Origin of the sequence: Nocardioides oleivorans (genome assembly GCF_004137255.1) — a bacterium.
Lineage (GTDB): Bacteria > Actinomycetota > Actinomycetes > Propionibacteriales > Nocardioidaceae > Nocardioides > Nocardioides oleivorans.
This window is the reverse complement of record NZ_SDWT01000001.1, coordinates 862001-885156: the sequence shown is the minus strand read 5'-3', so window position 1 is coordinate 885156 and position 23156 is coordinate 862001. Positions and strand designations below refer to the sequence as shown.

At 71.9% G+C, this 23156-nt stretch carries 25 protein-coding genes; 23 read left to right on the top strand and 2 right to left on the bottom strand.

Annotated features, from left to right (window positions below; genetic code table 11):
- The first annotated feature begins 7 nt into the window (after positions 1 to 7).
- The 13 genes from EUA93_RS04285 to EUA93_RS04225 all read left to right on the top strand — a co-directional run bounded on the left by EUA93_RS04285 (position 8) and on the right by EUA93_RS04225 (position 11658).
- Positions 8 to 1033, top strand: coding sequence for a zinc-dependent metalloprotease (locus tag EUA93_RS04285; protein WP_129399000.1), 1026 nt, complete (start codon positions 8 to 10; stop codon positions 1031 to 1033).
- On the top strand, positions 1030 to 2010 hold the full coding sequence (tilS, locus tag EUA93_RS04280; RefSeq protein ID WP_129398999.1) for a tRNA lysidine(34) synthetase TilS: 981 nt from the start codon (positions 1030 to 1032) through the stop codon (positions 2008 to 2010). Before EUA93_RS04285 ends, tilS begins: the two co-directional genes overlap by 4 nt.
- 101 nt (positions 2011 to 2111) lie before the next feature.
- Positions 2112 to 2483, top strand: coding sequence for a response regulator (locus EUA93_RS04275; RefSeq protein ID WP_129398998.1), 372 nt, complete (start codon positions 2112 to 2114; stop codon positions 2481 to 2483).
- A gap of 39 nt (positions 2484 to 2522) precedes the next feature.
- Positions 2523 to 4235 (top strand): sensor histidine kinase, encoded by a 1713-nt coding sequence (locus EUA93_RS04270; protein ID WP_129398997.1) that lies wholly within the window; start codon positions 2523 to 2525, stop codon positions 4233 to 4235.
- A gap of 32 nt (positions 4236 to 4267) precedes the next feature.
- Positions 4268 to 4819 (top strand): hypoxanthine phosphoribosyltransferase, encoded by a 552-nt coding sequence (gene hpt / locus EUA93_RS04265; protein ID WP_129398996.1) that lies wholly within the window; start codon positions 4268 to 4270, stop codon positions 4817 to 4819.
- A 136-nt stretch (positions 4820 to 4955) separates the two neighbouring features.
- Positions 4956 to 7016, top strand: a complete 2061-nt coding sequence (gene ftsH / locus EUA93_RS04260; RefSeq protein ID WP_338036339.1) for an ATP-dependent zinc metalloprotease FtsH — start codon at positions 4956 to 4958, stop codon at positions 7014 to 7016.
- Positions 7013 to 7633, top strand: a complete 621-nt coding sequence (gene folE / locus EUA93_RS04255) for a GTP cyclohydrolase I FolE (RefSeq protein WP_129398994.1) — start codon at positions 7013 to 7015, stop codon at positions 7631 to 7633. The genes ftsH and folE overlap by 4 nt, the downstream gene beginning before the upstream one ends.
- Before the next feature lie 23 nt (positions 7634 to 7656).
- A complete protein-coding gene (gene folP, locus EUA93_RS04250; protein ID WP_129401076.1) occupies positions 7657 to 8475 on the top strand; it encodes a dihydropteroate synthase in 819 nt (272 codons plus the stop codon).
- 7 nt (positions 8476 to 8482) lie between these two features.
- Positions 8483 to 8839, top strand: a complete 357-nt coding sequence (folB, locus tag EUA93_RS04245) for a dihydroneopterin aldolase (RefSeq protein WP_242497233.1) — start codon at positions 8483 to 8485, stop codon at positions 8837 to 8839.
- Complete coding sequence (gene folK, locus EUA93_RS04240; protein WP_129398993.1) at positions 8832 to 9401, top strand: 2-amino-4-hydroxy-6-hydroxymethyldihydropteridine diphosphokinase; 570 nt, start codon at positions 8832 to 8834, stop codon at positions 9399 to 9401. Before folB ends, folK begins: the two co-directional genes overlap by 8 nt.
- Before the next feature lie 7 nt (positions 9402 to 9408).
- Complete coding sequence (locus EUA93_RS04235; RefSeq protein WP_129398992.1) at positions 9409 to 9903, top strand: DUF3180 domain-containing protein; 495 nt, start codon at positions 9409 to 9411, stop codon at positions 9901 to 9903.
- Positions 9904 to 9912: 9 nt separating this feature from the next.
- Positions 9913 to 10527, top strand: coding sequence for a hypothetical protein (locus tag EUA93_RS04230; protein ID WP_129398991.1), 615 nt, complete (start codon positions 9913 to 9915; stop codon positions 10525 to 10527).
- A 57-nt stretch (positions 10528 to 10584) separates the two neighbouring features.
- Entirely contained in the window at positions 10585 to 11658 is a 1074-nt protein-coding gene (locus EUA93_RS04225) for a GNAT family N-acetyltransferase (protein ID WP_207208600.1), read from the top strand.
- A 6-nt stretch (positions 11659 to 11664) separates the two neighbouring features.
- On the opposite strand, the gene EUA93_RS04220 is transcribed toward EUA93_RS04225, so the two are convergent.
- Entirely contained in the window at positions 11665 to 12648 is a 984-nt protein-coding gene (locus tag EUA93_RS04220) for an ABC transporter ATP-binding protein (protein ID WP_242497232.1), read from the bottom strand.
- A gap of 3 nt (positions 12649 to 12651) precedes the next feature.
- On the opposite strand from EUA93_RS04220, the gene EUA93_RS04215 reads away from it, so the two are divergent.
- From EUA93_RS04215 to EUA93_RS04205, 3 genes are read left to right on the top strand one after another with little or no spacing between them, the layout of a single operon-like run.
- On the top strand, positions 12652 to 13350 hold the full coding sequence (locus tag EUA93_RS04215) for an ABC transporter permease (protein ID WP_129398990.1): 699 nt from the start codon (positions 12652 to 12654) through the stop codon (positions 13348 to 13350).
- Positions 13347 to 14111, top strand: a complete 765-nt coding sequence (locus EUA93_RS04210) for an ABC transporter permease (RefSeq protein ID WP_129398989.1) — start codon at positions 13347 to 13349, stop codon at positions 14109 to 14111. Before EUA93_RS04215 ends, EUA93_RS04210 begins: the two co-directional genes overlap by 4 nt.
- Positions 14112 to 14166: 55 nt before the next feature.
- Positions 14167 to 15120: an ABC transporter substrate-binding protein gene (locus tag EUA93_RS04205; protein ID WP_129398988.1), complete on the top strand. Its 954-nt coding sequence runs from the start codon at positions 14167 to 14169 to the stop codon at positions 15118 to 15120.
- A gap of 16 nt (positions 15121 to 15136) precedes the next feature.
- Here the strand turns inward: EUA93_RS04205 and EUA93_RS04200 are convergent, their stop codons facing one another.
- Positions 15137 to 16273, bottom strand: coding sequence for a glycosyltransferase family 2 protein (locus EUA93_RS04200; protein ID WP_129398987.1), 1137 nt, complete (start codon positions 16271 to 16273; stop codon positions 15137 to 15139).
- Between the two features lie 35 nt (positions 16274 to 16308).
- Here EUA93_RS04200 and EUA93_RS04195 point away from each other — a divergent pair, with 35 nt between their 5' ends.
- The 7 genes from EUA93_RS04195 (at position 16309) to panC (ending at position 23145) form a co-directional block, all read left to right on the top strand.
- Entirely contained in the window at positions 16309 to 17409 is a 1101-nt protein-coding gene (locus EUA93_RS04195) for a sulfotransferase family protein (protein ID WP_242497231.1), read from the top strand.
- Positions 17406 to 18356 (top strand): glycosyltransferase, encoded by a 951-nt coding sequence (locus EUA93_RS04190; RefSeq protein ID WP_129398986.1) that lies wholly within the window; start codon positions 17406 to 17408, stop codon positions 18354 to 18356. The genes EUA93_RS04195 and EUA93_RS04190 overlap by 4 nt, the downstream gene beginning before the upstream one ends.
- A gap of 178 nt (positions 18357 to 18534) precedes the next feature.
- A complete protein-coding gene (locus EUA93_RS04185; RefSeq protein ID WP_129398985.1) occupies positions 18535 to 19476 on the top strand; it encodes a MetQ/NlpA family ABC transporter substrate-binding protein in 942 nt (313 codons plus the stop codon).
- A 31-nt stretch (positions 19477 to 19507) separates the two neighbouring features.
- Positions 19508 to 20536 (top strand): methionine ABC transporter ATP-binding protein, encoded by a 1029-nt coding sequence (locus EUA93_RS04180; protein ID WP_129398984.1) that lies wholly within the window; start codon positions 19508 to 19510, stop codon positions 20534 to 20536.
- Complete coding sequence (locus tag EUA93_RS04175; protein WP_129398983.1) at positions 20533 to 21201, top strand: methionine ABC transporter permease; 669 nt, start codon at positions 20533 to 20535, stop codon at positions 21199 to 21201. The genes EUA93_RS04180 and EUA93_RS04175 overlap by 4 nt, the downstream gene beginning before the upstream one ends.
- Before the next feature lie 124 nt (positions 21202 to 21325).
- On the top strand, positions 21326 to 22231 hold the full coding sequence (locus tag EUA93_RS04170; protein WP_129398982.1) for a Rossmann-like and DUF2520 domain-containing protein: 906 nt from the start codon (positions 21326 to 21328) through the stop codon (positions 22229 to 22231).
- Positions 22228 to 23145 carry a pantoate--beta-alanine ligase gene (panC, locus tag EUA93_RS04165; protein ID WP_129398981.1) on the top strand — a complete coding sequence of 306 codons (918 nt, stop codon included), beginning with the start codon at positions 22228 to 22230 and terminating at the stop codon, positions 23143 to 23145. Before EUA93_RS04170 ends, panC begins: the two co-directional genes overlap by 4 nt.
- Positions 23146 to 23156 lie beyond the last annotated feature (11 nt).

Below are 23156 nucleotides of genomic sequence, written 5' to 3'. Positions count from 1 at the left end.
TCGTGACATGAATCTCGTCGACTGGGACTTCGCCGTCACCGTCGGCACCAGGCTGGCCGGCCCGGGGCCGGACGTGAGCCCCGACGAGGCGGCCGCCGCGGTGGTCGAGCTGCGCGAGGGAGCCGCCCGGTCGACGCCGCTGGTGAGCGACTACACCGGCCTGCAGACCGTGCCGGGCACGGCGCCGGTGCTCGTGGTGGACCGGGCCGGGTGGATCCAGGCCAACGCCGACGGCTTCGCCAAGATCCTCGGGCCGATCAGCGACAAGCTGTCGGAGAAGGCCGAGCGCCGGGGACCGCCGTCCGCGCTGGCCCAGACGATCGGCTCGCGCGTCACCGGCAGCGAGGTGGGGCTGATGCTCGGCTTCCTGAGCTCCAAGGTGCTCGGCCAGTTCGACCCGTTCTTCGACCCGCACGGCCGGCTGCTGCTGGTCGCCCCGAACATCGTCCAGATCGAGCGGGAGATGTCCGCCGACCCGAGCGACTTCCGGCTCTGGGTGTGCCTGCACGAGGAGACCCACCGGGTGCAGTTCACGGCGAACCCGTGGCTGGCCGGCCACCTCGAGAGCCAGATGGCCGCGATCGCCGACACCCTCGAGCCGAGCAACCTCGCCGAGGGCCTGCGTCGCGGTGCGGAGGCGATCAGGTCCGGGCAGGGCAGCATCCTCGACCTCGTCTCGTCCCCGGAGCAGAAGGAGATCCTCGACCGGGTCACCGGCGTGATGTCGCTGCTCGAGGGCCACGCCGACGTCGTGATGGACGGGGTCGGTCCCAGCGTGATCGGCTCGGTGGCCTCGATCCGCAAGAAGTTCGACAAGCGTCGCGGTGGGCTCGGCCCGCTCGACAAGCTGCTGCGCCGGCTGCTCGGCCTCGAGACCAAGATGGCGCAGTACCGCGACGGGGCGATCTTCGTGCGCCACGTCGTCGACAAGGTCGGCATGGAGGAGTTCAACGCCGTCTGGACCGGCCCCGAGACGCTGCCGTCGAAGGACGAGATCAACGACCCCGACGCCTGGGTCGCCCGCGTCCTGTGACCCTGCACCCCTCGGTCGCGGCCGTCCGGGTGCCCGTGCGGTCCACGCTGTCCGGGCTCGCGCCCGGCGACGTCGTGGTGGTCGCCTGCAGCGGAGGCGCCGACTCGCTCGCGCTGGCCTCCGCCGCGGTGTTCGAGGGCCGTCGCCTCGGCCTGCGGGTGGTCGGCGCGACGGTCGACCACGGCCTGCAGCCCGGGTCGGCCGAGCAGGCCGAGCGCGTCGTCGTACAGCTCGCCGCGATGGGGGTCGACGAGACGCTCACCGCCCGCGTCGAGGTCGACGCCGCGTCCGGGATGGGTCCCGAGGCGGCCGCCCGGGAGGCGAGGTACGCCGTCCTGGAGCAGGTCGCCGAGCACCTCGGCGCCGCGGTGGTGCTGCTCGGGCACACGCTCGACGACCAGGCCGAGACCGTCCTGCTCGGCCTCGCCCGGGGCTCGGGCGGTCGGTCGCTGCAGGGCATGCGCCCGGGCTTCGGCGTCTTCGCGCGCCCGCTGCTCGGCGTACGCCGTGACGACACCGTGACCGCCTGCCAGGTCGAGGGGCTCGAGGCGTGGGACGACCCGCACAACCACGACCCCGGCTACACCCGGGTCCGGGTGCGGGAGCGGGTGCTCCCGCTGCTCGAGGACGAGCTCGGCCCGGGTGTCGCGAGGGCCCTCGCGCGCACCGCCGAGCAGCTGCGCGACGACATCGCGCTGCTCGACGACCTCGCTTCCGCCGCCCTGGCCGAGGCCCGGCGCGAGGACGGGCTCGCCGTCGACGCCGTCGCGCGGCTCCATCCCGCGCTCCGCCACCGGGTGCTGCGCGCCGCAGCGCTCGCGGCCGGCTCCCCGGCGTCGGAGCTCACCCGCGACCACGTGCTCGCCGCCGACGCCCTCGTGACCGACTGGCGTGGCCAGAAGTGGATCGACCTCCCCGGTCCGTTGCGGGTGGCGCGTCGCGACGGGCTGGTCACGTTCGAGACGCCGATCGCCTGAACTCGGGGCGTCGTTGCGCGTGACGGCTGTCGCCCCGGCGCGTTGTCCCGTGAAATTGGGTACTGGGCCCTCGAACGGGTCCAGCCCAGTGGGGGGTAGTGATGCGCAGAGTGCTCGTGGTCGACGACGACCAGGACATGAGGGACCTGATCGGCCTCATGCTGCGTCGAGCCGGCTACACGACCGTGGCCGTCGAGAGCCCGTTCCTCGCCCTCGACGTGGCCACGACCGAGGCGTTCGACGTGGCGGTGCTCGACTGGAGCATGCCGGGGATGAACGGCGGTGAGCTGTGCACCCGGATGCGGGAGAGCCCGGACATCCCGGACACCCCGATCATGATCCTCACCGCGCACGCCGACCAGGAGACGCGCGACCGGGCGTTCGCCTCCGGGGCCGACCGGTTCATGACCAAGCCCTTCACCCTCGCGGAGCTCTCGGGCGCCGTGGCCGCCCTGATCGGCTCCCGGACGTGACGGGCCGGGTGTTCGTCGCGGGACGATCGGCGTAGCGCCGTGAGGACGTCCTTCCGGCCCCGTGCCGACCTCGCGGTCGGTCTCGCCGTCGCGCTCGCCGTGGTGGTCCACCTGGTCTCCACCGACGACCGGCTGGACAGGGCGGTCTACCTCGCCGCCCTCTGGATCGCCGCCGCCGCTGCCTGGTTCGGCGCCGGGCGCGCACCCGCGCCCCAGCGGCTGGTGGGTCGGTTGATCGCGGCAGGGATCGCGCTGACCGCGCTCGGCGACACGCTCTGGCTGGCACTCGGGGCGATGGGCCGAGGGACGGACGTGTCCGTCGCCGACCCGGCCTGGTTCGGTTCCTACGTCCTGATCGCCGCGGCCCTCGCCGTCGTGCTCCGACACAGCGGGGCGGGGCGCGACCTCGACTTCACGATCGATGCCGCGACCATCGTCGTCATCAGTGTCCTGGTCCTGTGGCACCTCTCGGTGGACACGATCGTCGCCGAGCCCGGAGTGAGTGCGTTCACCCGCGCGGTCTGGGCGGCCTACCCGATCGCCGACGCGGTCCTGCTGGCCCTGGTCCTGCGCGTGGTGACCAGCCGGGTGGCCCGCAGGTCGCTGGACGTGACGTTCGGGATCGGCATCGTGCTGTGGCTGCTGGCCGACCTCGCCTACCTCACGGCCCCCGGCGGGTGGTCGCTGGAGCTGATGGACGTGGCCTGGATGGTCGCGCCGGCGCTCCTCGCGCGCAGCACGTGGCTGATGGGCGAGGTGGTCACCGAGTCCCCGGTGCCGTCCACGCACGGGCGGCCGATCCCCCAGCTCGCCATCGCCTTCGGGCCGCTCCTCCTGCCGCCGCTCCTCGAGCTCGTCGCGCACGTCCAGGGCACGGACCACACGCCGTACGCCCTGGTGGCCGGCGCCTCGGTGCTGATCGTGCTGGCCTTCGCCCGGTCGGCACGCCTGGTCCGCGCCGAGCAGCGCGCCCTGCGCGACCTCGCGCGCGCACGGGACGAGGCCCTCGACGCCTACCGCGCCAAGTCGATGTTCCTGGCCACGATGAGCCACGAGATCCGCACGCCCCTGACCATGGTGCTCGGCGCCGGCGAGCTCCTCGAGGAGACCGAGCTCGACGAGTTCCAGCGCGGCATGGTGCAGCGCGTACGGCGCTCCGGCACGGTGCTGCGCTCGCTGGTCGACGTCGTCCTCGACTACTCGCGCCTCGAGGCAGGCCAGCTCGAGGTGGTCTCGGTCCCGGTCGACCTGCGCCGCCTCGCCGACACCCTGGTCAGCACCTACGGACCGTGCGCCGAGGCGCGCGGTGTCGCGATGGAGTGCGTCGTCGACCCCGACCTGCCGGCGGAGGTCGCGGGCGACCCGGAGCGGCTCGTGCAGGTGCTCGGCAACCTCCTCGACAACGCCGTGAAGTTCACCGGGTCCGGTCGGGTCCGGCTCGCCGTGCGACGTGCGGCGGAGGGATCGATGGTGGAGTACGTCGTCGAGGACACCGGCATCGGCATCGCCGAGGACGACCTCGACTCGGTCTTCGGGTCCTTCACCCAGGTCGACTCCTCCACGACCCGCCGCTTCGGCGGCATCGGCCTCGGGCTCGCGATCTGTCGCCAGCTGACCGTCCTCATGGGCGGCACCCTCGGGGTCTCCAGCAGCCTCGATGTCGGCAGCACCTTCGTCGTCCGCCTCCCCCTGGTCGCGGCCGGGATGCGGGCCGGGCGGCCGGTCGCCCACCGGGCCGCGTCCCCGGGCTGACCGGCCTACGTCACGCGCCCTAGGCTGCAGCCATGGACTCGTCCCACGTGGAGCACGACCTGGTCAACATCCTCTTCACCGAGGCCCAGATCCAGCAGCGGCTGGGGGAGATGGCCGTGCAGATCACCGAGGACTACGCCGGCCGGGACCTGCTCGTCGTGGGGGTCCTGCGGGGCGCGGTGATGGTGATGGCCGACCTTGCGCGGGCGATGCCGGTCCACCTCGAGATGGACTGGATGGCGGTCAGCTCCTACGGCTCCGGGACCAAGTCGAGCGGTGTCGTGCGGATCCTCAAGGACCTCGACACCGACATCAGCGGCCGGGACGTGCTGATCGTCGACGAGATCATCGACACCGGCCTGACGCTCAGCTGGCTGGTCAACAACCTCTCCAGCCGCAGCCCGGCGAGCGTCGAGATCGCCACGCTGCTGCGCAAGCCGGAGGCGCTGTCGATGCCCGTCGAGCCGAAGTACGTCGGCTGGGACATCCCGAACGAGTTCGTCGTCGGCTACGGCCTCGACTACCGCGAGCGCTACCGCAACCTGCGCGACATCGGCACGCTCGCGCCGCACGTCTACTCCTGACCGGACGGTTCCCGGACCGTCCCCGGAGTCCGTCGCGGGCAGATCGGGTCGCCCTGCTTCACCCCGGCTGGAAGAATGGTCGTCCGAGCGGCGTGTAGCGTCGCGTCCCTCATCTCCGAACAGCTGAAAGTTGCCTGTGAAGCGCATATTCAAGGGTCCGTGGCTGTGGATCGCCCTGTCCGCCATCGCAGTCCTCGTGGCGATCCAGTTCCTCGCACCCAGTGACGGCTACGACGAGGTGAAGTCCTCGACCATGGCCTCCTACATCGACGAGGGCAAGGTCAAGGAGATCGAGATCAACGGCGTGGACTTCGAGGTCCGCGCCACTCTCGACGACGGCGTCCGCAAGGACGGCGACAAGGTCGTGGCCCAGTACGTCGACGGCCAGCAGGAGACCCTGCTCGCCTCGATCGACGAGCAGCTCGCCGACGGCACCATCGACAGCTACAACGGCGACATGCCGCAGCCGAGCTTCCTCGGCTCGCTGCTCGCGACGCTGCTGCCCTTCGCGCTCATCATCTTGCTGTTCATCTTCTTGATGAACCAGGCCCAGGGCGGGGGCGGACGCGGCGTCATGCAGTTCGCCAAGTCCAAGGCCAAGCTGATCACCAAGGACATGCCGAAGACGACGTTCAGCGACGTCGCCGGTTGCGAGGAGGCGATCGAGGAGCTCGGCGAGATCAAGGAGTTCCTCCAGGAGCCCGCCAAGTTCCAGGCCGTCGGCGCCAAGATCCCCAAGGGCGTCCTGCTCTACGGCCCGCCCGGCACCGGCAAGACCCTGCTCGCGCGTGCCGTGGCGGGCGAGGCCGGCGTGCCCTTCTACTCGATCTCCGGCTCCGACTTCGTCGAGATGTTCGTCGGCGTCGGCGCGAGCCGCGTCCGCGACCTGTTCGAGCAGGCCAAGGAGAACGCGCCCGCGATCGTCTTCATCGACGAGATCGACGCCGTCGGTCGCCACCGCGGCGCCGGCATGGGCGGCGGCCACGACGAGCGCGAGCAGACCCTCAACCAGCTGCTCGTCGAGATGGACGGGTTCGACGTGCGCGGCGGCGTCATCCTCATCGCCGCCACCAACCGCCCCGACGTGCTCGACCCGGCGCTCCTGCGCCCGGGCCGCTTCGACCGGCAGATCCAGGTCGACGCACCCGACCTCAACGGTCGCCACCAGATCCTGAAGGTCCACTCGCGCGGCAAGCCGATCGCGCAGGACATCGACCTGCTCAGCATCGCGCGCCGCACGCCCGGCTTCACCGGCGCCGACCTGGCCAACGTGCTCAACGAGGCGGCGCTGCTCACCGCGCGCACCAACGAGAAGCTGATCACCGACGCCTCCCTCGACGAGGCGATCGACCGCGTCATCGCCGGCCCGCAGCGTCGTACGCGCCTGATGAGCGAGCGCGAGAAGCTCATCACCGCCTACCACGAGGGCGGCCACGCCCTGGTCGCCGCGGCGCTGCCCGGCACCGACCCGGTGCACAAGGTGACGATCCTGCCGCGCGGTCGCGCGCTGGGCTACACGATGGTGCTGCCCGACCGCGACAAGTACTCCCAGTCGCGCAGCGAGATGCTCGACTCCCTGGCCTACATGCTGGGTGGCATGGCCGCGGAGGCGCTGATCTTCCACGACGTCACCTCCGGCGCCGGCAACGACATCGAGAAGGCCACCAACCTGGCCCGGGCGATGGTGACGCAGTACGGCATGACCGAGCGCCTCGGCGCGGTCAAGCTCGGCGACAACAACTCCGAGCCGTTCCTCGGCCGCGACATGGGCCACTCGCGCAACTACTCCGAGGAGACGGCCGCCGCGGTCGACGAGGAGGTCAAGGCGCTGCTGGGCCACGCCCACCAGGAGGCCTTCGACATCCTCGAGACCAACCGCGACGTGCTCGACGCCCTCGTCCTGGCGCTCCTCGACAAGGAGACGCTCGACAAGGCCGAGATCGCCGAGATCTTCGAGGCGCTCACCCGCCGTCCGAACCGGCCCGCCTGGACCGGCTCCCCGGAGCGGGTGCCGTCGACGGTGCCGCCGGTCGACATCCCGCAGGAGATCCGCGACCGCGCCCAGGTCGACGCGGTCCCCGAGGAGCAGGGCGCCGGCGCCATCCTCACCCCGCCCGGCTCGGGTGGTGACGTCCACGGCAGCCCGGCGCCCGGCCCCGACGCGCCGACCCCGCCGACCACCTCGGAGTCCTCGTGACCGACCCCATCTCGACCCCGGTGCGGGCACCCGAGGACGTACCCGTCTTCGACCACGCCCGCGCCGAGGCCGCGGTGCGCGAGCTGCTCGTCGCGATCGGCGAGGACCCCGACCGCGAGGGCCTGCTCGAGACCCCGGCGCGCGTCGCTCGGGCCTACGCCGAGGTCACCCAGGGCCTGCGCCAGAGTGCCGAGGAGGTGCTGACCACCACCTTCGACCTCGGGCACGAGGAGATGGTGCTGGTCCGCGACATCGAGCTGTGGTCGATGTGCGAGCACCACCTCGTGCCGTTCACCGGGGTCGCGCACGTCGGCTACATCCCGGCCGTGACCGGCAAGATCACCGGTCTGTCCAAGCTGGCCCGGCTCGTCGACGTCTATGCCAAGCGCCCGCAGGTGCAGGAGCGGCTGACCACGCAGGTCGCCGACTCCCTCATGGAGATCCTCGAGGCGCGCGGCGTGATCGTCGTGATCGAGGCCGAGCACCTCTGCATGACCATGCGCGGGGTGCGCAAGGCCGGCGCACGCACCATCACCTCCGCCGTGCGCGGCACCATGCTCACCGACCAGGCCACGCGTGCCGAGGCGATGTCGCTGATCCGCTCGGGCACCAGGTGAACCAGGGGGCTGCTCCCCGGGTGATGGGGATCGTCAACGTCACCCCCGACTCCTTCTCCGACGGCGGCCTCTACGACACCACCGAGTCCGCCGTCGCGCACGGTCGCGAGCTGCTCGCCCAGGGCGCCGACCTGCTCGACATCGGCGGCGAGTCCACCCGGCCCGGCGCGACCAGGCCGCTGGTCGCCGACGAGCTGGGCCGGGTCGTCCCGGTGATCCGCGAGCTCGCCTCCGGCGGCGCGGTCGTCTCGGTCGACACGATGCGCGCCGAGGTCGCCGAGGCCGCGCTCGAGGCCGGTGCCACGGTCGTCAACGACGTCTCCGGCGGCCTCGCGGACCCCCGGATCCTCTCGGTCGTGGCGGGCAGCGACGTCACCTACGTCGCGATGCACTGGCGCGCCCACGCCGACCGGATGCGCGACTTCACCGACTACTCGCCCGACGGCGTGGTCGAGACCGTGCGCCGCGAGCTGGGGGAGCGGCTCGACGCGGCCCTGGCCGCCGGGATCCCGCGCGAGCGGATCGTCCTCGACCCCGGGCTGGGCTTCGCGAAGGAGGCCCGGCACAGCTGGGCGCTGCTGGCCGGGCTCGACGCGATCGCCACGCTAGGGTGCCCGCTGCTGGTCGGAGCCAGCCGCAAGTCGTTCCTCGGCTCGCTCCTGGCCGTCGACGGCGTCCCGCGGGGCGTCGACGACCGCGAGCACGCCCACGCCGCGCTGGTCGCCCTGCTGGCCGAGCGCGGGGTCGACCTGCTGCGCGTGCACGACGTACGAGCCACGCGTGACGCGCTGGCGGTGGTCGCCGCCCTGCGCCACGGACCAGGAGGAGAGAACCTTGGATGAACTCTCGGTGACGGGCATCGAGTGCTTCGCGCACCACGGCGTCTTCGAGTTCGAGAAGCGGGAGGGCCAGGTGTTCGTCGTCGACCTCGTCCTGGGCATCGACACCCGCCCCGCAGCGGCCTCGGACGCGCTCGCGGACACGGTGAACTACGGCTCCCTGGTCGACGACGTGAAGGCCGCCGTCGAGCGCGACCCGGTCGACTTGATAGAAACGGTCGTCCAGCGAATCGCGGACACCTGCCTGTTGGACAGTCGTGTTGAATGGGCCCGAGTCACGCTCCACAAACCTGATGCGCCCATCGACGCGACCTTCTCGGACGTCGCGCTGACGATCACCAGAACGCGAGGCAACGCTCATGACTGAGACCCCGAACCCCCACATCGTGGACGCCGACTCCCTCACCGGGGAGATGCACCCGATCCGCCGGGTGGTGGTCGCACTGGGGTCCAACCTGGGTGAGCGGCTCTCGTCGTTGCAGGGCGCGGTCGACGCGCTCGCCGACACCCCCGACTTCTTCGTCACCAGCGTCTCCGGGATCTACGAGACCGACCCTGTCGACGCGCCCGAGGACTCAGGCCCGTACCTCAACGCCGTCGTGCTGGCCGACACGACGCTGCCGGCCGCGCGCCTGATGGAGCGCGCCCTGGCGATCGAGGACGCCTACGACCGCGAGCGCAGCGACGTCCGCAACGCCCCGCGCACGCTCGACGTCGACCTGATCGTCGTCGGCGACCGTCGCTCCAACGAGGACTTCCTGCGCCTGCCGCACCCGCGGGCGCACGAGCGCGCCTTCGTGCTGCAGCCGTGGTACGACCTGGAGCCCGACGCGGTGTTCCCCGACCTCGGCCCGATCGCCGACCTGCTCGCCGCGGTCGACTCCTCCGGCGTCCGCAAGCGCGAGGACCTCTCGCTCGAGGTCGAGTGACGCCCGCGTGACCCAGCCGGGACGTGACGACGAGCCGCAGGAGCCACGCGGCACCCTCCGTCCCACGTCGGCCCGGGCCCTGACGACCTGCGCGGTGGTCGGCCTGGTCCTCGGCTGGGGCCTGCACCCGGTGTCCGTCCGGGTCTCCGGCCAGCCGCCGCTGGTGTCGTGGACCCAGGCGCTGGCGCTCGTGCTCGTCGCCGGGATCATGTCCTACCTGGCCTGGCACACCTGGCAGACGGTGCAGGTCCGCGGTCACCGCCTCGAGGTGCACCAGTCGGTGAACCGGCTCGTCCTGGCCCGCGCCTGCGCGCTGGGCGGCGCCGCGGTGGGTGCGGCGTACCTCGGGTTCGCCATCAGCTGGCTGGGCGACGCGTCGCAGTACGCCGATCGCTGGATCCTGCGCTCGCTCGTGGCGGCACTCGGCGGGCTGGTCGTGACGGTCGCCTCGCTGGTGCTCGAGCGTGCGTGTCGCACGGACGGCGGCGAGCCACAGCCCTAGGGTGGCCCCATGCCTTCCCAGCAGCCTCAGCAGTCACAGGCGTCCCGCACGCCTGCTCGCCGCCGCCAGCGCAGCACGCGCCTGGCCGTCGCGGTCGCCCTCCTGGCGATCGCCGCTGTGGTCGTGGTCGGCGCGCTCGTCTCGGCGTCGGCCCTCCTGACGTCCGTCGCCGCCGTCCTGGCGCTCGTGCTCGGTGCCGCCGCCACCCGGATCACCCACTCCGAGCTGATGCAGGCCCGCCGCGACGCCGCGCAGGACCGCGCCGCCCAGGCCCAGGCCTACCGGGCGCTCGCCGAGGAGCGGGCTGCCGAGACCGACGCCTTCGCTGCCGACATGACGCGCCGGATCCTCGAGCGCGAGGAGGCCATCGACGTCCTCGAGCAGGCCCTCTCGTCGGCGCAGAAGAACGCCGCCGAGCAGACCCTCAAGCGTGGCCAGGAGGCCCGCCGTGCCGACGCCGCCGAGCGCGGCCTGTCCGCCGCTCACGCCGGTCGCGACGACGCCGAGGGCCGCGCCGCCGAGGCGATCGTGCTCGTCGCCGAGCTCGAGGCCGAGCTCGACGTCGTCCGCGCCGAGGTCGACTCCCTCCGCGCCGCCGCCGCGCGTCGCAAGCACAGCGCCTGAGACCTGTCGTCGCACCGCCCGGCAGCGCGAGCGCGCCGTGCGGAAGAATGACCGCTCGTGATTCCCGAGGACAACCGGTTCGAGAGCGACCCCGCCGACGCCCTGCCCGAGGACCCGGGACTACCCGCGGGGTGGCACGCCGACGCGCCGGACGGCGCTGACCGGGCCACGGTCGAGCGGCTGACCGAGCTGCTCCGCGGCCACGAGCGCGCCGGCCGGGGCTGGGCCGGGGCCGGTGAGGACGACGTCCTGGTCGAGGTCTCCGACCACGGCCTCGCGATGCGGGAGAACCTCGTCGTGCGCGACCCCGACGGGCGGATCCGGGCGTGGGGGAGCGTCCACGACCGTGCGGAGGGCCGGATGCTCTTCGTCCACGTCGTCGACCGCGAGATCGACGAGCGCGCCGCCGACGCCTGCAGCGACGCCCTCTTCGCATGGGCCGAGGCGCAGGCGAAGGTAGTCGGAGCGGCCCGCGGGCTGGCCGAGCAGCAGATCGACACCGGGGCCTTCGCCGACGACGTACGCCAGCACGGCTGGCTCGAGGACGCCGGCTTCACGCGCGTGCGCACCTGGTGGCAGATGAGCCGCTCGGTCGAGGCCGCGGAGGCCGAGCTGGTGCCCGACCCGGCCCGCTGGGAGCGCAAGGGCGTGGTCTTCCGGCTCGTCGAGCGCCAGGGGGACGGCCTGCCCGACGTCGAGGACCTCCGCGCGGTCCACGACGTGCTCGAGGGGGCGTTCACCGACCACTTCAACTCCGCCGAGGAGACGCTCCAGGAGTTCGTCCACCGCCTCCGCGAGGACCCCGGCCACCGCTGGGACCACTGGTGGCTGGCCGAGCTCGAGGACGGCGAGCCGGCCGGCGCCCTCGTCGGGACGGTGAGCGAGTCCGCGACCGGACCCGACGGGTCGTACGTCTCCTACCTCGGCGTCCTGGAGTCCGCCCGCGGGCGGGGCGTCGCCACCGGCCTGCTCCGCACGATCATCGCCGACGCCGCCTCCCGCGGCCGCGACCGCGTCGGACTCGAGGTCGACGCCGACTCACCGACCGGCGCCGACGGGCTCTACACCTCGATGGGCTGGGGCACGAAGTACGTCACCGAGTCCTGGCACCGGGACGTGACGGTCAGGTAGGACGCGTCAGCGCAGCGACTCGCGCAGCGCCCGGTGCACCCCGGCGGGCGTCAGCACCCCGAGGAAGGTGGGCCCGCGGCGCACCCCGACCATCGGCTTGTCGTCGCGCAGCATCGCGGCGAGGGCGTCCTCGAGCGAGGAGTCGATGTCGATCGCCGCGCCCAGGTCGCCGGTGGAGACGCCGTCGAGCGGTTCGAGGTGCTCCTCGCGGAGCCGGGTGACGGTCAGCGTGCGCAGCCCGCCCGCCCCGACGAAGTCGGCCACCTGCTCGTCGGCCGGGTGGGCGAGCAGCTCGCCCGGGGTGGCGTACTGGGCGAGGCGGCCGCCGGCGGCGAACACGGCCACGCGGTCGCCCATCCGGATCGCCTCGTCGATGTCGTGGGTGACCAGGACGACGGTCTTGCCGAGCTCGGCCTGGAGCCGGCGGAACTCGTCCTGCAACCGGTGGCGCACGACCGGGTCGACCGCGCCGAACGGCTCGTCCATCAGCAGGACCGGCGGGTTTGCCGCCAGCGCCCGGGCGACGCCGACGCGCTGTCGCTGGCCACCGGACAGCTCGTGCGGGTAGCGACGGGCGTACTGCTTCGGGTCGAGCCCGACCGTGTCCAGCAGCTCGTGCGCGCGCTCGCGCGCGGTCGCCTTCGACTCGCCGTAGAGCAGCGGCACCGTCATCACGTTCTGCTCGATGCGCTGGTGGGGGAACAGGCCGATCTGCTGGATGACGTAGCCGATGCCGCGACGCAGCTCGACCGGGTCGGCGTCGGTGACGTCCTGCCCGTCGAGCCAGATGCGACCGGTGGTCGGCTCGATGAGCCGGTTGATCATCTTCAGCGTCGTGGACTTGCCGCAGCCGGAGGGTCCGACGAGGCAGACCATCTCGCCGCGAGCGACGTCGAGGTCGAGCTCGTGGACCGCGACCGTCCCGTCGGGATAGGTCTTGCCCACGCCCTCGAGCCTGATCATCGAGTCGCCGCCCCGTGTAGCGTCCATGCGGTGACCTTACTGGGAGCGGCCGACGACCCGAGCTGCTACAGCAGCCTCGTCAACGACTGGGTCTGCCTCGACTACGTGGCCGACCGTCAGCAGGAGATCGTCGACGCGACCGTCCAGCACATCGGCATCACGGTGGTCTCGGTGCTGGTCGGGCTGGCGATCGCGTTCCCCCTCGCGCTGGCTGCGCGTCGGCTGCCGCGCCTCGAGTCGACGATCCTCGGGATCACGACCGGCATCTACACCGTGCCGTCGCTCGCGCTCTTCCCGCTGCTGGTGCCCTTCACCGGGCTCACCGCGACGACCGTGGTCATCGGCCTCGCGCTCTACGCCCTCACGATCCTGGTGCGCAGCCTCCTGGAGGGCCTGAGGTCGGTGCCCGACGAGGTGCGCGAGTCGGCGACCGGGCTGGGCTACAACCGCACGCAGCTGCTGCTCAAGGTCGAGCTGCCGCTCGCGCTGCCCGTCGTGATGGCCGGCCTGCGGGTCGCCACCGTCTCGACGGTGGCGCTGACGACGGTCGGATCGCTGGTCGCCTACGGCGGCCTCGGCAACCTCATCAAGGACGGCGTCCTGACCAACTTCCGCGCCGAGCTGTTCACGGCGTCGCTGCTGTGCGTGCTCCTCGCGATGGTCCTGGACGTCGTGCTGGTGGTGGCGCAACGGATGCTCACCCCGTGGTCGAGGGGGGTGCGGGCATGAGCGTCTTTAGCGACATGTGGGCCTACCTGTCGGACGGGGCCAACTGGAGCGGCGGGGACGGCATCGCAGCCCTGCTCGGCCAGCAGCTGCTCCTCACGCTGACCGCGCTGCTGATGGCGATGGTCGTCGGCCTGCCGATCGCGTTGTGGCTCGGCCACCTCGGCCGCGGCGGGTTCCTCGCGATCAACATCTCCAACGTCGGTCGCGCGATCCCGACCTTCGCCCTGCTGGCGCTCCTCGTCGTCGCGCCGTGGCCCGGCGCCGACACCCTCGGCCCCTACGGCCGCGCCGGCCTGGCCACCCTCATCGCGCTGACGCTCTTCGCCCTGCCGCCCATCATCACCAACTCGTACGTCGCCATGCGCGAGGTGGCGCCGGAGGTCCGCGAGGCGGCTCGGGGCATGGGGATGACGGGCGTGCAGCAGTTCTGGCGCGTCGAGCTCCCGCTCGGGCTGCCGCTGGTCGTCTCGGGGCTCCGGCTCGCGCTGGTGCAGGTCTGGGCGACCGCCACGATCGCCGCGCTCGTCGCCGGTCCGGGACTCGGCCGCATCATCACCGACGGCTTCTTCCGCTCCAACTACGGCAAGGGCATCGCCGGGGCGCTCGTCGTCGCCGCGGTCGCTCTCGTCCTCGAGCTCCTGGCGGCGCTGGTCCAGCGCGCGGTCGACCCGTCTAACCGCAGCACCCCTAGAGGTGGTCGCACCGATGCGTTGTCGGTGACCGGGACTACCGTTGACGAGCCCGCCGAATCCCTCGGCTGAGCAACGCACCTCCGGACACGCGCAGCCGCACGCTGCGGGACACAAAAGGAACACCATGAAGATCGTTCGCCCCCTCGCCGCGGTGCTCGCCGCCACGGCGCTCGCGCTCACCGGCTGCGCCGGTGACGACCTCGCCAGTGACGACAACGCCTCCGGCGGCTCGACCTCCTCGGGCAGCGCCGACAAGGGCTCGCTGACCATCGCCGGCCAGAACTTCCCCGAGGCCACCCTCGTCGCCTCGATGTACGAGCAGCTCCTCGAGGACGCCGGCTACACCGTCGACACCAAGCTCGTCGACTCCCGCGACGCCTACATGCCCACCTTCCCCGGCGACGTCGACATCGTCCCGGAATACGTCGGCGGCATCGTCAACTTCCTCAACACCCAGGCCAACGGCGACTCCGCGAAGCCCTTCGAGGCCGGTGACGGCCAGCAGCTCGCCGACGACGGGGCCACCCTGCTCAGCGACGCCGGCATCGAGCTGCTCGACATCTCGCCGGCGACCGACACCAACGCCTTCTTCGTCACCCAGGACTACTCCGACTCCGAGGGCGTGACCACGCTGTCCGACCTCGAGGGCACGAGCGTCGTGCTCGCCGCGGCGCCCGACTGCGAGGGCCGTCTCGACTGCGAGGGCGGCCTGTCCGACGAGTACGGCATCGACGTCACCAAGGTGCTCGAGCTCGGCTACGCCTCGGCCCAGACCTACAAGTCCGTGCTCGACGGCGAGTCGCAGCTCGGTGAGACCTCGACCACCGACGGCACCCTGGAGTCCCAGGGCCTCGTCGTGCTCGAGGACGACAAGGAGATCCAGCCGGCCCAGAACCTGGTGCCCGCCGTCTCCGCCGACTTCCTCGCCGAGCACCCCGACGTGGCCGACATCCTCAACCCGCTGATGGCCGCGCTCACCACGGAGAACCTGACCGAGATGAACGGTGAGATGGCCGTCGACCGCGCCAAGCCCGAGGACGTCGCCAACGACTTCCTCACCTCGCAGGGCCTGCTCTGACCCTTGCGTCCGCGGATCAGACCTCGTGGTCCCGCAGCCCCAGGGCTGCGGGATCCACGGTGGTCTCGTCCAGCACCGAGTGCGGGACCGAGAGCCGCCAGGCCCCGGTCGCCACGTCCTGGACCCGCGGGGCGGGTCCGTCGAGCCCGGCGACCCACTCCATCAGCGCGGTGACGTCGGCCCGGCGGTCCTCGGCGACGAGCCAGCCGGCGAGCCGGTGCACGGGCGGCAGCCCGCTCTCGACGAGGGTCCGCGATCCCCACAGCTCGAGCACGCCCGAGCGCAGCAGCCGCCACCACTCGGGCGAGCAGCCCGGCACGAGCAGGAAGTAGCGCCACAGGTCGCCGGCGAGCACGCGGTCGACGAAGACCTGCTCGACCTCCGCCGAGCCGTGTGCGCGCACCGAGGCGAGCGACATCCGCTTGGTCTCCCACCGGTCGGCGAGGTCCTGCAGCGACGAGGCCCGGGTCTGGGTGATCGACCCCTCCCGGATCCGCCAGACGTAGGTCGTCTGCGACAGCACGTCGAACGTGCCGTCGAGGAAGGCGCGAGTGGTCGTGGGCTGGTCCTCGTAGCGGACCCCCTCGGGCCAGGTCAGGCCCTGCGCATCCCACCACGACCGCCGGAAGAGCTTGTTCCAGGCGAACACGTCACCGAGGATCTCGGGCCGGTCCTCGATGCGTGCCCTCCGCATGGGCGGGTTGTGCAGGCGCCTCATCCACGGCGGCTCGTGGTAGGGCCCGTCGAAGTCGCTGTTGTCCTTCGACAGCCACTGCAGGATCGCGCCGGTCGCGAAGTCCGACCCCGACTCCTCCAGCGACGCGACGAGGTCGGCGAACGCGGTGGGCTGCAGCAGGTCGTCGGAGTCGAGGAAGGCGAGGTAGTCGCCGCGCACGTGCTCGAGGCCCGCATTGCGCGCGGCGCCGAGGCCGGCGTTGGCCTGGTGCACCACCGAGATCCGGTGGTCGCGCCGGGCCCAGCCGTCCGCGATCTCCCCGCTGCGGTCGGTGGAGCCGTCGTCGACGATCACGGCCTCCCAGCGGCGATGGCGCTGGGCCACGAGCGTCCGGACGAACTCGTCGAGGTAGCGCTCGACCCCGTAGACGGGGACGACCACGCCGATCAGGGGTCCCCGGGACAGCCAACGCCTCACGGGCGGTGACTCTAGCCACCGGTAGGCTCACGGCCGTGACCGAGCAGCCCAGAGCGATCGACGAGATGAACCCCGACGGCGTCCCCCGGAAGGTCCTCTTCGTCGCCGGTGCCGGTCGTAGCGGCACGAGCACGCTCGCCGGCATCGTCTCCAAGCTCGGCATGCACGTCCCGCTCCCCGAGGTCCCGCCCGACGACTCCAACCCGCGTGGGTTCAGCGAGCCCCAGTGGGTCGTCGACGTCCACGACGAGTGGCTCGCCGAGTCGCTGGTGCAGGTCAGCGACTCGCGCCCGGAGGCGTGGTTCGAGACCGGGCGGATCAGCAGCCGCGAGCCGGCCCGGATCCGCGTGAGCGAGTGGCTCGAGCCGCACTTCGCCGAGCACCCCGAGCTCGTCGTGAAGGACCCTCGCCTGAGCTGGTTCCTCGGCCTGTGGCGCGTCGCCGCGATCCGCACCGGCGCCACCCCGGTCTTCGCCACGATGCTCCGCCCGCCCGCCGAGGTCGTCGGCTCGAAGCAGAAGTACTACGCCAACAAGCTCGGCTCGGCCCACCTCGCGGCGAGCTGGGTCAACATGCTGCTCCACACCGAGCGCGCCACCCGCCCCGCCGAGGGCGACGGCGGTCGCGTCTTCGTGCGCTACGAGGACCTGCTCACCGACTGGGTGAGGACCACGACGGCCCTGGGCCACGCGCTCGACCTGCAGACGATCATCCACACGCGCAGCGACCAGATCCGCGAGGTCCACCGCTTCATCGACCCCCACCTGCGCCGCGTCACCTCCACCCTCGACGACCTCGCCCTCCCCAGGCGCCTGCACGACCTCACCGGCCAGACGTGGGAGGAGCTCAACAAGCTCGCCGACGAGGGCGGCGACACCGTCGAGCGGCAGGCGACCTTCGACCAGCTCCGTGAGGAGTACGTCGACCTCTACGACGAGGCCGCGGCCATCAGCCGGTCCTCCGCCGAGCACGCGCGGCACCAGGCCCGCCGTCGCGCCCTGGCCGAGGCCGCCACCCACGAGGAGCCGGCCCGGTCGCTCGCCGACCGGGTGCCCCACGACGTACGAGCCGCGATCCCGCCGTCGGTGCGCCGGGGCGTCCGCAAGGCGCTGGGACGCGAGCGGGACTACCAGTGACCGTCCCGATCGGCTCCGGCCACGGGCTGACCAACCTCGAGGGCCACGAGGACTACGACATCGTCTGGCCCTGGAACCAGCCGGGCGGGCTGCGCCGGGGCTCGACAGCCGTGCTGCGGGTGAAGAACGAGGCCCCTGGGCTGCGCTTCGTCCTCCCGCCGCTGCTGCGCGCCTGCGACCACGTGCTGCTGGTCGACAACGGCTCCGACGACGGCACCGGCGGGGAGGCGCTCCGCGTCGCGGCCGAGCACGGACTGTCGGACAGGTTCACGCTGAAGGAGTACCCCTTCCAGGTCGCCCGTGCCGGCGCCGAGCACCTGTCGGTCAACGAGCGCTCCGTGCACTCCCTGGCGTACTTCTACAACTGGTGCTTCTCCCACGTCCGCACCCGCTACTCGTGGAAGTGGGACGGCGACATGGTCCTCACCACCGAGGGCGAGGTCTCGATGTCCGACCTCTCGTGGCAGGTCGGCATGGCCGAGGCAGTCATCCGCTTCCCCCGCCACGGCCTCTACATCGAGTCGGACCGCAAGGCGTTCCTCGACCTCGGCCTGCGCAACATCGAGGAGTGGGGCTTCCCGATGAGCCCCGACTACGTCTACACGAAGGCGCCGGAGTGGGAGATCCGCACGACTCCCGACCGGATCGAGATGTTCGCCCTGCCGCAGGGCCTCTGCGTCGAGCTCAAGTGGCTCGACGGCGACGAGTTCGCCCACTGGACCAACCCGGAGTCGTTCGCGACGTCGATCCGCAACCGCCGCAAGCGCCGCGAGTGGCTGGTCTGGAACGCTCTCCACGACGGGGAGGTGCCCGACGGCGTGGTCGAGATCGAGTCGCCGGAGGGCGTGCACGTGGTCGACCACGTGACCCACACCTGGCTTCCCCGTGCGCCGAGGCCGTTCGTCGTCGACGACCCCGACCACGCCAGGCTGCACCTGCGCGCCTGAGGTGCCTGGCCGCTCGTGACAGGCCTCACAGGCCGATCGGGCATGACGGTTTGGTGCCAGGGGGTTCCACCGGTCTATGGTCGTCCTGGCTTTAGTCCAGTTTGTGTAGTGAATTTGTAGGATTCTCGACGTGGGCAGGGACTGGGCCGACCAACCCCGTACGTCGAAAGGCTCCGCCATGTCCGAGAACCACCCGCAGATCGCACCGCCCTCCTCGCGGCGCACGCCCCTCATCGTCGGCATCGCGGTGCTGGTCGTCCTGGCCGTCGTCGGCGGCGTCGTCTGGTCGCGCAGCGGCGACGACGCCACCGCCGCCGGTGGCGAGGCGAACGAGAAGGTCGTGCTCGGCACGGTCGGCGCCAGCGACCCCTACTGGCAGGTCCTCGTCGACGAGGCCGCCCAGCAGGGCATCGACCTCGAGGTGAAGGACTTCGCCGACTACACCCAGCCCAACCCCGCGCTCAGCGAGGGCGAGCTGGACATCAACCAGTTCCAGCACATCGTCTACCTCGCGCAGTACAACGTGGCCAACGACGACGACATCGTGCCCCTGGGCTCGACCGCGATCTACCCGCTCGGCCTCTACTCCTCCCAGGTCGACTCGGTCGACGACATCGAGGACGGCGACACGGTGGTCGTCCCCGACGACGACAGCAACCAGGCCCGCGGCCTGCTGATCCTGCAGTCGGCCGGCCTCATCACGCTGAAGGACGGCGGGAGCATCTACTCCACGCTCGCCGACATCGACGAGTCCGCCTCGCGCGTGCAGGTGAAGGCGATCAAGGCGGACCTGACCCCCACCTCGCTGCCCGACGTCGCGGCCGCGATCATCAACAACGACTTCGTCGAGAAGGCCGGGTTGAAGTTCGAGGACGCGCTCGCGACCGACGACCCCGAGGACCCCAACGCGCTGCCGTACGTCAACATCTTCGCGGTCCGCGCCGAGGACCGCGACAACCCGACGCTGCTCAAGCTCGTCGAGATCTACCAGGACACCCAGTCCGTCCTCGACGGGGTGCAGGACGTCTCCGGCGGCACCGCCGAGCTGGTGAAGATCCCGCAGGCCGACCTCCAGGCGTCGTTGGACGACGTCGAGGCGGACACCGAAGCCCAGCAGTAGTCCTCACCCACCACACCCAGAGGAGCCCACGGTGCCGCTCGTCGAGCTGACCGACGTCCACAAGACGTTTCCCGCCGCCCGCGGCGGAACCCAGGTCGAGGCGATCCGCGGTGTCGACCTGAGCGTCGACGCCGGCGAGATCGTCGGCATCGTGGGCTACTCCGGGGCGGGCAAGTCGACCCTCGTCCGCCTCGTCAACGCCCTCGAGCCGACGACGTCCGGCAGCGTCCGCATCGACGGCCACGAGATCACCGGGCTCAAGGAGCGCGAGCTGCGAGCGGTGCGCGAGGGGATCGGCATGATCTTCCAGCAGTTCAACCTGTTCCGCTCACGCACCGTGTGGGGCAACATCGCCTACCCGCTCGAGGTGGCCGGCGTGCCGAAGGACGAGCGACACAGGCGGATCTCCGACCTGCTGCACTTCGTCGGCCTCGCCGAGAAGGCCCACAGCCACGTGGAGGAGCTGTCCGGCGGGCAGAAGCAGCGCGTCGGCATCGCCCGGGCGCTCGCGACCAACCCGAGCCTGCTGCTGGCTGACGAGTCGACCAGCGCGCTCGACCCCGAGACCACCCAGGAGGTGCTCGCGCTCCTCCGGCGGGTGAACCGTGAGCTCGGCATCACGATCATCGTGATCACCCACGAGATGGACGTGGTCCGTAGCCTCGCCCACCGGGTGGTCGTGATGGAGGCCGGGCGCATCGTCGAGCAGGGTCCGGTGCTGGAGGTCCTCGCCAACCCGCAGCAGCCGGTCACCCGACGCTTCGTCGCGACGATCGTCGACGACGAGCCCGGCACGGAGGCGCTGGCGGCCCTGCGCGCCCGCCACGCCGGCACCTTCGTCAAGCTGGCCTTCCGCGGCGACGAGGTGCGCCAGAGCGATGTCTTCGCCGCGCTGCTCGAGCACCGCGTGCGCTTCGAGCTCGTCTTCGGCGGGATCGAGGAGGTGCAGGGCGACACCTTCGGCAACCTGACCCTGGCGCTCGACGGCGAGCCGGACGACGTACGCGCCGCGGTGGCCGCCGTCGGCGCCCTGGTCCCGACCACGGAGCTGACCCGATGATCGCCGACTCCCGCATCGACGAGCTGTGGCCCCTCGTCTGGCAGGGCACGTGGGAGACCGTCTACATCGTCGCCATCGTGCTGACGCTGGGCGGCGTGCTCGGGCTCCTGCTCGGCCTGGCGCTCTACGTCACCCGCAGCGGCGGCCTCTACGCCAGCCGCGCGACCAACCTGGTGCTGAACCTGCTGGTCAACTTCTTCCGGCCGATCCCGTTCGTCATCTTCATCGCGGCGGTGCAGCCGCTCGCCCGCGTGGTCGTGGGGACGGGCATCGGCAACCCGGCGATCATCTTCGCCCTGACCCTGGCGGCCACCTTCGGCATCAGCCGCATCGTGGAGCAGAACCTGGTGACGGTCGACCCGGGCGTGATCGAGGCCGCCCGCTCGATGGGAGCCGGCCGCGGTCGGATCGTGCGCACCGTGGTCCTCCCCGAGGCGCTCGGTCCGCTCGTGCTCGGCTACACCTTCGTGTTCGTCGCGATCGTCGACATGACCGCCATCGCGGGCGTGGTCGGCGGAGGCGGGCTCGGCAACTTCGCCCTCCAGTACGGCTTCCGGCAGTTCGACGCGGTCGTCACGTGGACGGCGGTCATCATCATCGTCGCGCTCGTCCAGGTCGTGCAGCTCGCGGGGAACGTCGCCGCCCGCAGGATCCTGCGCCGCTAGACGAGGCCGGGGGAGTGGCGTGCGTCACGCCGCCGTCCCGTTCCTCCGCGGAATCCGCGGGCGTAGGCTCGGAGTTGATCACAGTAGATCGGTACCCGTCAGGGACTGAAACGAAGAGGTCGACATGACGAAGTTCTCCATCGGTGTCGTGGGCGCCGGCCGCGTCGGCGCCGTCCTGGCAGCCGCGCTCCGCTCCGCCGGGCACGAGGTCGTCGCCGCCGCCGGCGAGTCCGACGCCTCCCGTCGCCGCATCGACGCGCTCCTCCCGGGGGTCGAGGTCGCCAAGCCGACGGACGTCGCCCGGGCGAGCGACCTCCTCCTGCTCACCGTCCCCGACGACATGCTCGCCAACGTCGTCCGCGTCCTCAGCGACAGCGGCGCGATCCACGCGGGCCAGGTCGTCGTCCACACCAGCGGCCGCCACGGCCTCGCCGTCCTCGAGCCGGCCCGCCTCGTCGGCGCCCGCACGATCGCGATGCACCCGGCCATGACCTTCACCGGCACGGACGTCGACCTGCCCCGCCTCTCCGGCTGCGTCTTCGGCACGACCGCCGACGAGGCCGACCGTGAGCTCACCGAGTCGCTCGTCGCCGACCTCGGCGGGCGCCCGATGTGGGTGCCCGAGGACCGCCGCACGCTCTACCACGCCGGTCTCGCGCACGGTGCCAACCACCTCGTCACCCTCGTCGCCGAGGCGATGGAGATCCTGTCGGCCGCCGGGGCCGACGACCCCGCCGCCACCCTTCGTCCGCTGCTCGCCGCCGCGCTCGACAACGCGCTCGACCACGGCGACGCCGCGCTCACGGGCCCGATCGTCCGGGGTGACGTGGAGACGGTCCGCGCCCACGTCGCCGACCTGGCCTCCGATGCGCCGCAGACGCTTCCGTCCTACCTCGCGATGGCCCACGCCACGCTCGGCCGTGCCGTCACCGACGGCCGGCTCCTGCCGATCCGCGCCTCCGCGATCCTGCGCGTGCTCGACGCCGCCGAGGCCGGCGTCGGCGCCGACAAGGACGACGTACGTCGATGACGACCGCTCCGGTCCTCGCGGGCACCCGCGAGGAGCTGGCCGCCCTGCTCGCCGGCGCCCGCCGATCCGGCGACAGGGTCGCCTTCGTGCCGACCATGGGCGCGCTGCACGAGGGCCACGCGAGCCTGATGCGCACCGCGCGTGCGGCCACCGACGGGCCGGTCGTGGTCAGCATCTTCGTCAACCCGATGCAGTTCGCGCCGACCGAGGACCTCGACCGCTACCCGCGCACCCTCGGCGCGGACCTGGCGGTCTGCGCGGACGAGGGCGTCGACGTCGTCTTCGCTCCGAGCGTGGAGGAGATGTATCCCGGCGGCTTCAGCCACGACTCCGTGCACGACGGCGTCACCGTCGCCCCCGGGACGCTCGCCACGATCCTCGACGGCGCGTCGCGCCCGGGTCACTTCGACGGGGTCCTCACGGTGGTCGCCAAGCTCTTCGGCCTGGTCCGGCCGGACGTCGCCGTCTTCGGGCAGAAGGACTACCAGCAGCTCGCGCTCATCCGCCGCATGGTCCGCGACCTGTGCCTGGGCATCGACGTCGTCGGCGCCGAGACGGTCCGCGAGCCCGACGGGCTCGCGCTCTCCAGCCGCAACCGCTACCTCGACCCCGACCAGCGACGGACCGCGGTGGCCCTCAGCCGTGCGCTCCGTGCGGCGCAGGCCCGGGCGCCGTACGGCGTGCCTGCCGCGCGCTGGGCGGCGATGTCGGTGCTCAAGGAGGAGGCGGGCCTCGAGCTCGACTACCTCGCCCTCACCGACGTCGACCTCGGCGAGGCGCCGGAGGTCGGCGAGGGCCGGATCCTCGTCGCCGCGCACGTCGGCCGGACGAGGCTCATCGACAACATGGCGATCCGGTTCGACCGGATCGTCGCCCCGGCGGGGACCGCACCTGCGGCCTCGACCACCCACTGAGAGGAACCACC

Bases quoted from the DNA above. Each gene is read 5' to 3' on its own strand.
- folP (WP_129401076.1), top strand. From the start codon at position 7,657: ATGGGGATCGTCAACGTCACCCCCGACTCCTTCTCCGACGGCGGCCTC.
- EUA93_RS04175 (WP_129398983.1), top strand. From the start codon at position 20,533: ATGATCGCCGACTCCCGCATCGACGAGCTGTGGCCCCTCGTCTGGCAG.
- hpt (WP_129398996.1), top strand. From the start codon at position 4,268: ATGGACTCGTCCCACGTGGAGCACGACCTGGTCAACATCCTCTTCACC.
- EUA93_RS04285 (WP_129399000.1), top strand. From the start codon at position 8: ATGAATCTCGTCGACTGGGACTTCGCCGTCACCGTCGGCACCAGGCTG.
- EUA93_RS04210 (WP_129398989.1), top strand. From the start codon at position 13,347: ATGAGCGTCTTTAGCGACATGTGGGCCTACCTGTCGGACGGGGCCAAC.
- panC (WP_129398981.1), top strand. From the start codon at position 22,228: ATGACGACCGCTCCGGTCCTCGCGGGCACCCGCGAGGAGCTGGCCGCC.
- EUA93_RS04220 (WP_242497232.1), bottom strand. From the start codon at position 12,648: ATGGACGCTACACGGGGCGGCGACTCGATGATCAGGCTCGAGGGCGTG.
- EUA93_RS04170 (WP_129398982.1), top strand. From the start codon at position 21,326: ATGACGAAGTTCTCCATCGGTGTCGTGGGCGCCGGCCGCGTCGGCGCC.
- EUA93_RS04230 (WP_129398991.1), top strand. From the start codon at position 9,913: ATGCCTTCCCAGCAGCCTCAGCAGTCACAGGCGTCCCGCACGCCTGCT.
- EUA93_RS04205 (WP_129398988.1), top strand. From the start codon at position 14,167: ATGAAGATCGTTCGCCCCCTCGCCGCGGTGCTCGCCGCCACGGCGCTC.
- EUA93_RS04275 (WP_129398998.1), top strand. From the start codon at position 2,112: ATGCGCAGAGTGCTCGTGGTCGACGACGACCAGGACATGAGGGACCTG.
- EUA93_RS04185 (WP_129398985.1), top strand. From the start codon at position 18,535: ATGTCCGAGAACCACCCGCAGATCGCACCGCCCTCCTCGCGGCGCACG.
- folK (WP_129398993.1), top strand. From the start codon at position 8,832: ATGACTGAGACCCCGAACCCCCACATCGTGGACGCCGACTCCCTCACC.